15 protein-coding genes and 1 pseudogene are annotated in these 12,206 nt (G+C 44.6%); 4 read left to right on the top strand and 12 right to left on the bottom strand.

Annotated features, from left to right (window positions below):
* Positions 1–111: 111 nt before the first annotated feature.
* Positions 112–978, bottom strand: coding sequence for a glucose PTS transporter transcription antiterminator GlcT (gene glcT / locus MY7_RS05830; protein WP_007611051.1), 867 nt, complete (start codon positions 976–978; stop codon positions 112–114).
* Positions 979–1,028: 50 nt separating this feature from the next.
* Complete coding sequence (locus MY7_RS05825; protein ID WP_029325880.1) at positions 1,029–1,994, bottom strand: LacI family DNA-binding transcriptional regulator; 966 nt, start codon at positions 1,992–1,994, stop codon at positions 1,029–1,031.
* Positions 1,995–2,092: 98 nt separating this feature from the next.
* Between MY7_RS05825 and MY7_RS20015 the strand changes: the two genes are divergently transcribed.
* Positions 2,093–2,218: a hypothetical protein gene (locus MY7_RS20015; RefSeq protein ID WP_014721086.1), complete on the top strand. Its 126-nt coding sequence runs from the start codon at positions 2,093–2,095 to the stop codon at positions 2,216–2,218.
* A gap of 57 nt (positions 2,219–2,275) precedes the next feature.
* Here the strand turns inward: MY7_RS20015 and MY7_RS05820 are convergent, their stop codons facing one another.
* The 6 genes from MY7_RS05820 to MY7_RS05795 form a co-directional block, all read right to left on the bottom strand.
* A complete protein-coding gene (locus MY7_RS05820) occupies positions 2,276–3,370 on the bottom strand; it encodes a M24 family metallopeptidase (RefSeq protein ID WP_007611047.1) in 1,095 nt (364 codons plus the stop codon).
* A gap of 113 nt (positions 3,371–3,483) precedes the next feature.
* Entirely contained in the window at positions 3,484–5,397 is a 1,914-nt protein-coding gene (locus MY7_RS05815) for a heavy metal translocating P-type ATPase (RefSeq protein WP_007611033.1), read from the bottom strand.
* Positions 5,398–5,639: 242 nt separating this feature from the next.
* Entirely contained in the window at positions 5,640–6,134 is a 495-nt protein-coding gene (gene stoA, locus MY7_RS05810; RefSeq protein WP_007611032.1) for an endospore biogenesis thiol-disulfide oxidoreductase StoA, read from the bottom strand.
* A gap of 62 nt (positions 6,135–6,196) precedes the next feature.
* Positions 6,197–7,537: a polysaccharide biosynthesis protein gene (locus tag MY7_RS05805; RefSeq protein ID WP_007409593.1), complete on the bottom strand. Its 1,341-nt coding sequence runs from the start codon at positions 7,535–7,537 to the stop codon at positions 6,197–6,199.
* 115 nt (positions 7,538–7,652) lie between these two features.
* Complete coding sequence (locus MY7_RS05800; RefSeq protein WP_007611030.1) at positions 7,653–8,276, bottom strand: cell wall hydrolase; 624 nt, start codon at positions 8,274–8,276, stop codon at positions 7,653–7,655.
* A gap of 274 nt (positions 8,277–8,550) precedes the next feature.
* A complete protein-coding gene (locus MY7_RS05795; protein WP_029325879.1) occupies positions 8,551–8,745 on the bottom strand; it encodes a hypothetical protein in 195 nt (64 codons plus the stop codon).
* Between the two features lie 163 nt (positions 8,746–8,908).
* Here MY7_RS05795 and MY7_RS05790 point away from each other — a divergent pair, with 163 nt between their 5' ends.
* Positions 8,909–9,094 carry a YkvS family protein gene (locus MY7_RS05790; RefSeq protein WP_003154669.1) on the top strand — a complete coding sequence of 62 codons (186 nt, stop codon included), beginning with the start codon at positions 8,909–8,911 and terminating at the stop codon, positions 9,092–9,094.
* A 73-nt stretch (positions 9,095–9,167) separates the two neighbouring features.
* On the opposite strand, the gene MY7_RS05785 is transcribed toward MY7_RS05790, so the two are convergent.
* The 3 genes and pseudogenes from MY7_RS05785 to MY7_RS05780 form a co-directional block, all read right to left on the bottom strand.
* Positions 9,168–9,443, bottom strand: coding sequence for a DUF3219 family protein (locus MY7_RS05785; protein WP_007611027.1), 276 nt, complete (start codon positions 9,441–9,443; stop codon positions 9,168–9,170).
* 348 nt (positions 9,444–9,791) lie between these two features.
* Positions 9,792–9,887: pseudogene (locus MY7_RS19080) on the bottom strand (preQ(1) synthase); the annotation flags it as partial.
* A gap of 1 nt (position 9,888) precedes the next feature.
* Entirely contained in the window at positions 9,889–10,635 is a 747-nt protein-coding gene (locus MY7_RS05780) for an SDR family NAD(P)-dependent oxidoreductase (RefSeq protein WP_007611025.1), read from the bottom strand.
* Positions 10,636–10,803: 168 nt separating this feature from the next.
* Between MY7_RS05780 and MY7_RS05775 the strand changes: the two genes are divergently transcribed.
* Both MY7_RS05775 and MY7_RS05770 read left to right on the top strand, forming a co-directional pair.
* Positions 10,804–11,145 (top strand): winged helix-turn-helix transcriptional regulator, encoded by a 342-nt coding sequence (locus MY7_RS05775; protein WP_007611023.1) that lies wholly within the window; start codon positions 10,804–10,806, stop codon positions 11,143–11,145.
* A complete protein-coding gene (locus MY7_RS05770) occupies positions 11,129–11,380 on the top strand; it encodes a hypothetical protein (RefSeq protein WP_007611022.1) in 252 nt (83 codons plus the stop codon). Before MY7_RS05775 ends, MY7_RS05770 begins: the two co-directional genes overlap by 17 nt.
* Before the next feature lie 315 nt (positions 11,381–11,695).
* Here MY7_RS05770 and queF read toward each other — a convergent pair whose 3' ends face one another.
* Entirely contained in the window at positions 11,696–12,190 is a 495-nt protein-coding gene (gene queF, locus MY7_RS05765; protein ID WP_003154673.1) for a preQ(1) synthase, read from the bottom strand.
* Positions 12,191–12,206: the final 16 nt, after the last annotated feature.

Genomic DNA, 12,206 nt, shown 5'->3' with positions numbered 1-12,206 from the left:
GGCATGAGTAAAAAGGGTGTGCAAAATAACGGGATCGTTCTTCCCGTTTTTTACCCTCAATCACTCATGCCTGATCGAATCAGTGACACGTTTTTAAGGTTTCAACTGAAATTATGAAATTTTATTGGTTAATCGGTACAAATGAAGCGTGAGATAAACCGCTTCCGCCTCATGAACTGGTTTTTTCAGTATTTGCTGCAAGATTTTTATCAGTTTCCAAGCAGTATTGTAGCATAGCGGGTATTCATTTTTCAATAATAACATTAACTTTTCTGGTTCTTTTGTCTGCTCTTCCCGATTAATCCTGTCTATGGTAAATCTGATATGCCGGATCAGCCGCAAATAGTGGACGCTTTCTTTATTCACTTTCATCTGGAAAGATTCCTCAATCACCTGAACGAGCCGGGACATCAGCTGTGAATGCTGATTGACCTCTGAAAGGGGCCGATTACTCAGGGCGGAGTGGATATGCAGAGCGATAAAGCCGATCTCTCCTTCCGGAAGGCAGATTCCCGTCTTTTCATTAATCATGCCGACGACTTCACGGGCAATTTGGAATTCTTCCGGATAAAGCGTTTCGGTTTCCATGAGAAATGGGTTTTTAATGTCAAAACCCTGCTGCAGCCGCTTTACCGCAAAGGCGATATGGTCAGTCAGCGCAATATGGATGTGCTCATTTAACGGTTGGCTTGTCCGCTTCTTGATATGATAAATGACGTCATTGGAGATGTCGACAAGTGTCTCGTCCACATAACCGAGGAGCTTTTTAAATTGTTTTTGTTCTTTTTCATCCTTTAAGATGAACATCTTGTCATACCCTTTATCTTCAATGACATCCGCTTGTTTTTTTCCAAAGCCGATCCCTTTTCCGATTAAGACGACCTCATTGTATCTATCATGTGTTGCGATGAGCACATTGTTATTTAATACCTTTTCAACTGTAAAGGACCCCTTCATGATCCTCAGCTCCTTTGTCATTCAATACATCATATCGTACAAAACGAACGGAAAGCGCGTCAATTCTTTTTTTAGACGGTTGATCGTTCAATAAGGCGGTAATCAAGAACTTTCCTTGCCGGAGGCCCGCCGCTGATCCGGTTCTCAAGCATGTGAAAAGCCTGCTTTCCCATTTCTTTTGTTTGTATATCTATTGTAGAAATACCTAACATCTTGCTGATATCATGATTGTCGATGCTCAAAATCGCAAGCTCTTCCGGGATGCGTGTCCCATTTGCCTTGGCTTCAAGGTAAAGACCTGCGGATACTTGATCATTCGCCGCAAACAGCGCAGTCGGTTTGTCATCCCAGCTCTTCCATCTATGAAAAAGGGCTTTCCCGTCAAGCAGCGTCAGCGCATTTTCCACAACCAGCTCTTCTCTGTAAGGCTGCCCGATCTTCTTGAGCGCCTCTTTGTATGCGGCGATGCGGACTTGACTGTTTTTTCCCTTTTTTCTGGCCAGGCTGATCGCTATTTTCCGGTGTCCCTTTTCTATCAGATAATCCAGACCGTGCCGAAATGCTTCCCGATGCGGATTACTGATGGAGGAAAGCCCTGCCGCATCAGTGTACTGGCAGAGGATGAGCGGTTCTTTCACGGTAAGCAGATGCTCATCAGGGATTGCTTTGGAGCAGATAATCAGGCCGTCCACTTGGCGCTCCTGTAATTGTGATAAAGCAAAACGTTCTTTTTGCTGCTGATAATCTGTCTGGTATAAAGAAAGATGCACGCCTGACGCTTCGGCAGCCTCGGCAATACCTGCAACAAGGTCTGCAAAATACGGAAGATTCACCGACGGAAGCACAACGCCGATCATATCGGAAAAACCTTTGGATAAATGCACAGCATGAATGTTGCGCGTATATCCGAGCGATTGCATCGCTTTTTTCACTCTTTCTCTTTTGTCCTTACTTACATAAGGGTGATCGTTTAAAACTCTTGATACCGTTGTAACGGAAACCCCGGCAGCGCCGGCAATGTCTCTGATCGTAGCCATTGCGTCCCCCCTTTCTTTTTTCCCTTGATCTGGAATGCGTTTCATACAGTAAGCTAGAAACAGATACAGCCTATTTGTTTGAAAGGAGAAGAACAGCGATGGGGATTCTTTGCTTAATCGGTTTGTGTCTGGCCATAGTCGGCGGCAGTTACCTTGCCATGCGGCCCCTGAATGAAAAGCATGACATCAAACCATTTCAGCATTTTGATGATTTTTTCATTTAAAAGGTGATAAAAAAGGACGCTGCGTTCCAGAACCGTCCTTTTTTATCACATAGCTCTCTATTTCAGAATCGTTAATTCTTTCGGATACTGCGTTAGTGCTTCGGCGCCGTCTTTTGTGACGAACACATCGTCTTCAATGCGCACGCCGCCGACATCCGGCACGTAAATCCCCGGTTCTATCGTGTAGACCATGCCTTCTTTGAGGAGTGTGTCGTTCGCGCTACTCATTGATGGATATTCGTGAACCGAAATCCCGAGTCCGTGGCCGAGGCGGTGCGGGAAATAGTCTCCGTATCCGGCTTTTTCAATAATGCCGCGGGCTTTTAAATCAAGATCGCCGATTCTGACACCTGGTTTGCTTAATTGAAGCGCCGCCTGTTCAGCTTTAAGCACCGTTTCATAAATTTCTTCCTGTTTCGGGCTGATTGATTGGTATGCGAATGTTCTCGTAATGTCTGAACAGTAGCCGTCAAGAATAACACCCAGATCAAACAGAACGAAATCACCTTTTTTCAACCGGTCTGCACCCGGATTCCCATGGGGCTGACCTGATTTTTCCCCGAACAGCACCATCGTTGAAAATGACATGCCCTGCACACCTTTTTTCTTCAGCTCAAACTCAATCTGCGCGAGTACTTCGGTTTCACTCACACCCTCTTTAAGCGCCGCGACACCGACTTCAACTCCGTAATCCGCGAGTTTTGCCGCTTCCCTGAGAATGCTGATTTCCTTCTCATCTTTCACGAGACGGAATTGGTTGAGCGTTTCTTCTGCCGAAACAAATGCCGCGCCCCCTGAAGCTTGTTTGAGCTGTTCTGAGCGGGAAAGAGAGATCGAATCCTTTTCAACCGCGATGGAATCAAGCCGCACATTTCGTTTTGTGAGCTCGGCTTTGATCAGCTCCCACGGATCTTCGTGATCGCCGTAGCCGATAATACCATGCTCCCACCCGGCGCTGCGGGCTTGTCCGGCTTCCATTCCCGGACAAACGAAAAACGGCTCCTGTTCCTGAAACAGGAACAATCCCATTAACCGCTCATGCGGATCCGTGTAAAAATCAGTTAAATAAAATACGTTTTCCTTTGTATGTATAAATGCCGCATCATGTCCTTCTTTTTTCAGCCAAGATGAAACACGTTCTAATCTGTTCATTTTTTGCTTTTCCTCCTTACTAAAGTGACTCTTTATTCATTCTATCAGTTTTCCGGCGTTTATGCTGTGAACGAACATTTAAAAAACAGCCGCCCGATGTGCGGCTGTCATGTTTATTTTAATAATCTCAGTCCGTTCAGTATGACCAGAATCGTGCTCCCCTCATGCCCGATCACGCCAAACGGCAGTTCCATCACCTGCAGAAAGTTAGCGCAGATCAAAAGGCAGATGACCGAGAGCGAGAAAACAATATTCTGCTTAATAATCCGGTTCATTTTCCTTGAGAGTCTGCACATTTTCACAAGCTTGTGAAGATCATTTTTCATAAGGACTAAGTCAGCCGTTTCAAGAGCCACGTCCGTTCCCCCGCCCATCGCGATACCGACGTCAGCGGTTTTCAGAGCGGGCGCGTCATTAATGCCGTCCCCCACCATGGCGATTGTGCCGTACGTTTCTTTCAGCTTCTTCACTTCTTTTGCCTTCTGGTCCGGCAGACAATCGGCAACAACCGTCGTCATGCCCGCCTCTTTTGCGATGGCAGCCGCAGTTTCAGACTGATCGCCGGTGAGCATGGCTGTTTTAATGCCCAGTGATTCAAGCTCAGCCATTACAGCTTTGGCTTCAGGTCGGATTTGATCCTTTAAGGCAAAGCCGCCCGCAATCCGGTCATCTTTTTTAACAAAGACCAGTGTAAAACCTTTATCCTTTAATTCTTTTCCCGATGTCTGCAAAAAAGCATCTGCCGCATCTTCACCTGCAAACCCCGCTTTTCCGACCATCCATTTGACGCCTTCTATTTCAGCCTGAACACCGAATCCGGACGTCTCGTCAATCGATAGATGTCCTGCGGGCGCGGCGCCCCGGCTTTCGGCAAATTCAGCTATCGCTTTTGCAAGCGGGTGGCTTGATTGCTTTTCCATCGCATACACCGCCTGCATGATCTCATCTTCACTCACATGTTCCGCAGCTTGAAACGCCGCAACTGCCGGCTGTCCCTTTGTGACCGTGCCGGTTTTGTCAAAAGCGATCATCCGGACGCTTCCCAGCTGCTCTAAAAACACACTTCCTTTAACCAATAATCCGTTGCGGGCCCCATTTGAGATAAGGGAAAGCGCAGCGGGCATAATAGAAGCGACAAGCGCGCACGGGGAGGCGACCACCATAAACACCATCGCCCTGTAAAAGGTTTCACTCCAGCTCCAGCCTAAAGCGAAATGAGGAATGAATAAAAGCAAAGCCACGGCTAACAGCACGCCTTTTACATAGACACTTTCGAATCGTTCAATAAATGCCTGAGCCGGTGACACGCTGTTTTGGGCTGATTCCACCAGCCGGATGATTTTTCTGAATAAAGACTGTTCATTTGTTTTCGTCACACGGACCGTTAAGGAGCCGTTTCCGTTTACCGTTCCTGTAAACACAGAATCTCCGGCTGTTTTTTCCGCCGGCATCGCTTCACCCGTAAGCGCCGATTCATCGAGGCTCGTCACGCCAGACTCAATGATCCCGTCTGCTGCTACGCGTTCGCCCGGCTTAATGACGATCATGTCACCGATCTTAAGTTCAGCAGCCGGCACCCGCTTTTCCCGTCCGTCCGCAAGCAGGGTCGCTTCCTCCGGTTCCAGTTTCATCAAAGAGGTTAAATCACGGCTGCTTTTATTCATCGTATATGTTTCGAGCGCGCCGCTTAACGAAAAAATAAAGATAAGAACAGCGCCTTCCGCCCAATAACCGATCAGGGCGGAGCCGACAGCCGCAAAAATCATCAGCAGTTCCACATTTAACGCCTTCGTCTCAATGGTATCCTCAATTCCCTCTTTCGCTTTTGCAAATCCCCCGATCAGGAAGGCAAGGATATACAAAGTGACGGACAGGCCTTTTGTTTCGGTAAAAAACCAGGCCGCAAGAATAAGGACGCCGGATACGAGCGCCGCAATGAGTTCTGCATGCTGGAGCCACTTTTTTCCGGCCCGCTCTTCTTGTATGTGCTGTTGTGAATGGGTTTGTGTTATCACTTGTTCATTCATTATGAATTCTCCTCTCTAATTGAGAACGCAAATCATCTTCAATTCTCCGATAAAAGTAAAACAGCCGCCTGACAGGCAGCATTTTCACAGTGTTATCGCAGTGTTTTCTTTATTATAGCATGCCGGCGAAAGATTTCAATTATAATTGTTTTAATTTCTTTTTGATAATAATTATCATTAGCGTTTCTTCAGCTGTTCATTATATGCAAAAAAGGTGCGGGAGGAATTCCTCCCGCACCTTTTTATTTCTCTGACCATTCTTTTAATTGTGAGGCGGTCATCGGACCGACGATCTTTTTTTCGATTTCTCCTTTTTCATTCAGCAGAAATGACGTGGGAATCGTCATGACATCGTATTCCTTCATAAGCTCGCCTTTCGTGTCAAGAACAATCGGGAAAGTGAGATGGTGCTGACTGACAAAGTTTTGAACGGTATTTTTATTTCGCTCGGCATTCATCAAATTTACCGTTACAAGGCTTACATCATCGGACTGATGCTGTTCAAAATACGTTTGGAACTGCGGCAGTTCTTTTTTGCACGGCGGACACCACGATGTCCAAAAATGCAAAATCGTTTTCTGCCCTTTATTCGGAATCGATATCTCGTCTCCTTCAATCGTCTTCATCAGAAACACGGCGGGAACTGCCTGTTTTTCTGATGAGGCTTTTGCTTCAGGCATCCAGACGGCGGCAGCTATCAAAAGGACTGCACATACAATTAGGCGGTTTTTATGCATATGATCTTCCTTTCACGCGTTTCGGATAGCTTGCCCTTCCTTATTGAAATGTATCAGCCTTTTCAGCTTTCGATCCGGGGCGCTGTTCTTCCGCCGCCCGTCAAAAACACGGAGACACCGAGGTCTTTGCAGATCGTCGCGTAATGTAAACTTGTCAGAAGAATCATGCCGGTATTCATGCCGAGTATAATGCCGAGCATTTGCAATTCCGGCATAGAACCGAGCACATACATCATCGAAAGCCCTACAATGCTGCTCCATACGTTATGATAAAACGCCGTTTTCACGTGGCCGATACCGATCAGACAGGCCTGAAGCGGCATCACAAACAGGTGAAAAAGAAAAAACGGCCACAAAAGCTGCAAATAATACTGCGCTTCCGGAGACTGAAAAAACAAATGGGTCAGCGGGCCCGCGAACTGAAACATGACCCAGACTGCCGGAATGCCGTAGCCGAATGTAATAAAAATCGCTTGTCTGAGCCGTTTCAGCACAATATCATATTGGGACAGCGCATACGCTTCTGAAATGCTGGGAATCATGACGACCATCAGCGAATGGGCGATAAATGCGGGAAACGAACCGATTGTCATCGCTACACCGGCAAGCATGCCGTATTGATCAATCGCGGCTGTCCCGGCTGCCCCGGACGCCAGCAGCGCTCCTTTCACTAAAAAGGGTTCAATGGCGTTTGTCACCGCATGAAATATACGAAGTCCCGTTGTCGGGATGGATACGGCCAGGAGGCGTTTCCGCACGTCTTTCCCGCGAAGATGAATGTGCTGATGGCCGGAAAGCGCCCTCCGCGCCAAAATAAACTGCGTATACAAGTAAACGAACACCACGACATCGCTTGCGACCAGCACAAATAATGAAATGAGCACGGCCATATCAATTTCAAAAGAGTACCATTGAAAAAAGATAAACAGACAAAGCACTTGAATGATTTTTTTCATGACATTCGCAACCGCGATTTTTCCCATTTGCTGCACACCCATAAAATAACCTCTGGCGATGGATGTAAAAGCGACGACTGGAATCAGCCCGATGACAATCCCTTTAATAAACGGGTGATACGTATCGAATACAGGAATGAACGGCAGCGCGATGCTTGCGGCCGCGGTTGAAAACGCGGTAAAAACGGCGGTCATTCTGAAGGCATGCCGGAGCATGCTTTCATGCAGCTTCTGATTGGATTCCGCGATGAATTTTGAAATGGAGATCGGAAGCTCCAGACTGGCGATGACGATAATTAAAAAAATGGTGGGCAGAATGCTCATGTAAAGTCCCATCCCATGCTCGCCAAGCTCCCGCGCCAGTATCATATTCACAACAAATTCCAGACATTCCGCGAAAAAGGCGGCGATGGATAAAAGAATGATCCCTTTCACAAATCGATTCATGGTGTCTCTCCTTGTCTCTCGTTCTTCCATCATCATATGAGACAAGTTCTGAAAATATTTTCGATTTCTCAAAATTGAAAAAAGCATAGCCGGGATATTTTTGATCCCGCTATGCTTACATCGCAAATACGTGTCTGCCGATCCGTTCGATAATTTTTCGGGAACGGATCCAGTGGTCAGATGCCGTTTTCGGATTGTAGAAAAACAACGCGTTCGTTTCTCTGCCCGGATGGTCAAGCGCCTCATTTGCGGCGGCGATGGAATCCTTATCCGGCTTTTGATTAATGCTTCCGTTTGCTACCGGTTCAAATGCATTCCTTTGATAGATCACGCCCCGAATGGTATCCGGGAAGCCGTTTTTTTCAGTGCGGTTCAGCACTACGCTGGCTACCGCAACCTTCCCTTTATAAGACTCACCCTTCGCTTCTGCGTGAACGAGACGCGACAGAAGTTGTCTGTCAGCGCGGGAATACGTTTTTTTCGGCGGCTGATAAGCCGTCTCTTCCGGTTTGGCTTCCTTCTCTTGATGAGATGACAGCTTTATCGGTTGGATAGAATGCTTATGATCCGTTTTTGAAAGCTTCGGAACCGAGCTTTTTTTATTTAAATCAGCAACCAGTGTGCTGGGTTCTTGCTTTGGCTTCTTCGCAAAAGTAAACAGAGCTTCTGTATGTTCAATTTTTGATGCAGGCATAAAACATAGAAAAAAGACAGCCAAGGCAGCAAATTTTGTCGTCATACGATTTCCTCCTTAAATACTTCACTACCTTAACAAGAGCTGTGCGCAAATTCACGGTTAAAGATTTTCCAGTGCTCCCAATCAGCTTTTATGATGGAAGAAGTTCGTTAACAGCCTTGTTATTGGCAGGAAAACAGCCGTCATTTTCACAACATTAACCAAATAGCAGTAAAAGTATCCAACGGAGGGATTTTACATTTTGTTTACATCTGTTACAGCCAGATGAAATGAGAAACTGAAACCAAAAAAAAGACTCCTCAAGTGCGAGGAGCCGTCAGCTTCTTGGCTGTTCTAAATACTGAAATATAACATCTCCGCCCTGCTGTGCAATACCGCGGAAATGCTTAAAATCTTCCTGCTTCGATAAAACTGCTCGAAATGCAAGGAAATGTTCTTTCTGCACCCTGAATTCTTTGATTTCACCGGTGCGCATTTGGTTGATAGATTCTGAAATTTCCTCAGGCAGCAACGAACACAGCCTCCTTTTCTCGGCTTTTTCCCGAAAATCAATATACCATCTTTCCACCGCCGGGACAATGATTGAGCGGGCTGATACCCATATCGCTTTACTTCTTAAAGAAAATACTGCAAAATATTTTCAAACAGGATTTATGATAAAGGAGAGGAAGCTCGTGAAAATTGCTAAGGTTGGAAACGTCATTGAATTTAAAAACGGATTAACCGGTATTGTTGAAAAAGTAAATGAAAATTCCGTCATCGTTGATGTAACCATCATGGATAATTATCGTGATCTTGAATTAGATTCCCTCACTGTCGTCAACCATAAGAATTATAAAATCATCAGAGACTCCTATTAAACCCCCTCGAACAATCCGAACCATTTACATATCCCGCACAAAAGCTGCCGCCCGGCAGCTTTTTCAAATGAATTCAGATCTCGGTCATTTCTACAAAAAAATCACCAGTCTCACCTTTATTGTAAAGATTAGTGACGGATGTATGGTAGTTGGTTATTTTACCGCGGAATTCAAGCCCGCGCTCGGGCGCCTTGATGTCAAATGTTTTTTCATACAAAAGAACGGCAATATCATGATACGTTTCAGAGGTCACCTTCAATACAAATGAAATCATGCGGCCGTTTTTACCCGTACTTTCTTTACAATCATACATTTTCAGCCTTACACCGTTTAACTCTAATGGCTCCATAACGAACACTCCTTCTTTTTACAGGACATGCTATCATGCTGACCATTCCTTTACAATTGATCCGCTCCGAATGAGAAAAAACAGCGCAGGCCTTTACAAACATACGTTCCCTATTTTATAATAAAACAGACGAGCTGCCATCCAGCACCCGTCACGTATTGAAGCGGCGAGTACACTCCCCCCGGGTTTACTCGTCTTTTTCTTTACTCCAAATGATCTCTCTTTTCCTTATAGAAGTTCTGTGCAAATATCATGCACCTTTTTGGCGGCGCGGCACAGACGAAAAATACCCCCGCTTAAAAGGCGGGGTATTTAGGTTATATTCCGAGACCGTACTCCGTCTGAAAATTAACGGTTGTCAATCGTCTCCGGACACATATCATGATTCATCATCCGATGTTCGGCCATTTTTTCATATTTTGTTCCCGGTCTGCCGTAGTTTGTATTATACCTGTGCTAGCCCGCCATCTACGAACAATTCAACACCCGTCAAGTAACTGCTTTCGTCTGAAGCAAGGAAAGATACAGCGTTTGCTACTTCTTCAGGCGTCCCAACTTTTCCAGCTGGAACAGTATTTCTGGTATTTTCCATTGCTCCTTCAAGTGCATCGCCAAAAAGCTCATCGTATGCAGGTGTAAGAATAGCTCCTGGACTAACCACATTTACACGGATTTCAGTACCTTTTAGGTCAAGAATCCAGTTGCGAACTAGTGCTCTTAATGCTGCTTTAGATGCTCCATATACACTAAACGCTGGGTTGCCAATTGATCCAGCAGTAGAGCCCGTTACAATAATAGAACCTGCTTTGTCCGGGAATAGTGATAACGCTTTTTGAACAGTAAAGATGGTTCCTTTAACGTTAATGTCGAACGTTCTATCAACCTGCTCTTCAGTAATTTCACCTAATGGAAGGAAGTTGCCGATGCCTGCATTAGCAAAAAGAATGTCCAACTTACCTTTTTCCTGCTTTATAATGTCATATAGTTTGTCTAAGTCTTCAAGCTTAGAAATATCACCTTGAACACCGGTTACGTTCTTGCCAATTTGGTTAACAGCTTTATCAAGTTCGTTTTGTCTACGTCCCGTGATATAAACATATGCACCTTCGTTTACAAATTTTTGTGCTGCAGCAAGACCAATCCCACTTGTTCCACCCGTTACAAGCGCTATTTTACCTTCAAATTTACCCATACTTAACACTCCTTTAGAATTAATTTTATTTTACGTCTAGTACCTTTAAGTACTTGAAGAACAACTTACAAGATATAGTATCCTTCAGTAAGCACATTATCGGAAGTACACACTTTTTTGTGATATAGTAACTAAAAAGTAATAAATGTGGAATGGAGAGCTTTAGACATGAAAAAATTTAGCTGTGGGTTTGAAGTGACAAAGGAAGTTATTGGCGGAAAATGGAAAGGCCTTGTATTATACTTTTTAATGAATGGTCCAAAGAGAACGAGTGAATTAAAGCGCATTATCCCAAATATAACTCAGAAAATGCTGATTCAAACACTTAGAGAGCTTGAAGCCAGTGGACTTGTGAGCAGAAAGATGTATAATCAAGTACCGCCGAAGGTTGAATATTCATCCACTGAACTTGGAGAATCTCTTAAACCTATCTTGCAGGAGCTCTGTCAATGGGGAAGCCATTATGCGGAGCAAGAGTATGCAGAAGGTGAATATGAAATTGTACGTTAGGATTGATGTAGCTGCTGAAGTAAATGCTAAACAACTTCAATATCACCTAACAGATGAAGAACAGTCAGAAATAAATGGGATATTCAATTTTGAAAGTGAAGTTCTAATAAGAAGTGTCATGGATTATATTCAGGAGAACTTTGATGAAATTCAAAAAAGAGCTGTTTCAAATGTTAAAGAGAAGGTTCAGAAACTTAGCCAAAAAATAAATGAAGATATTGATAATCATATTTAATGCCTATGATCTCTAGATAGGCATTTTTTCTTTCGGATAAAAAAGAAAAGACGTACAAATTGTACGCCTTAATCTGCTTCTGTACTATCAATTTTTCACTGCATAAAAGTCACAGTTCAGGTTGCACCAGGTCACACTTTTTAATACAATTCCCATGAGTAGAGCCATTTTCAGGTGTGACTTTTCCCACTTTTAGTGTGACCGGGTCACACTTCGCTGTGACTCGGTCACAATTCCGCTGAAAATCAGCACTGAATGTTCGGATTTTACTGTGACTTCACTTCGTTTCACACTCCGTATCACACAACGGAATAATTACCGATTATCAATCGTCTCCGGGTACATATCATGGTTCATCATCCGATGTTCGGCCATTTTTTCATATTTTGTTCCCGGTCTGCCGTAGTTTGTATACGGGTCAATGGAGATTCCGCCTCTTGGCGTGAATTTGCCCCATACTTCAATGTAGCGGGGGTCCATTAATTCGATCAAATCATTCATGATGATGTTCATGCAGTCCTCGTGGAAATCTCCGTGGTTGCGGAAGCTGAAAAGATACAGCTTCAGCGATTTGCTTTCCACCATTTTTTCGTCCGGAATATAGCTGATGTAGATGGTTGCGAAGTCCGGCTGTCCCGTTTTCGGGCAAAGCGACGTAAATTCCGGGCAGTTGAATTTAACGAAATAATCACGGTTCACGTGTTTATTCGGAAATGATTCCAAAACCTCCGGCGCATATTCAAATAAATAGTTTGTCCCTTGATTCCCCAGGAGCGTAACTCCTTCTAATTCTGATTCTTTTCTTGTCATATAAATCTCCCTTTCT

The organism is Bacillus sp. 5B6 (assembly GCF_000259405.1).
In the GTDB taxonomy this organism is placed as follows: domain Bacteria; phylum Bacillota; class Bacilli; order Bacillales; family Bacillaceae; genus Bacillus; species Bacillus velezensis.
This window is presented reverse-complemented; position numbering and strand designations above follow the sequence as displayed.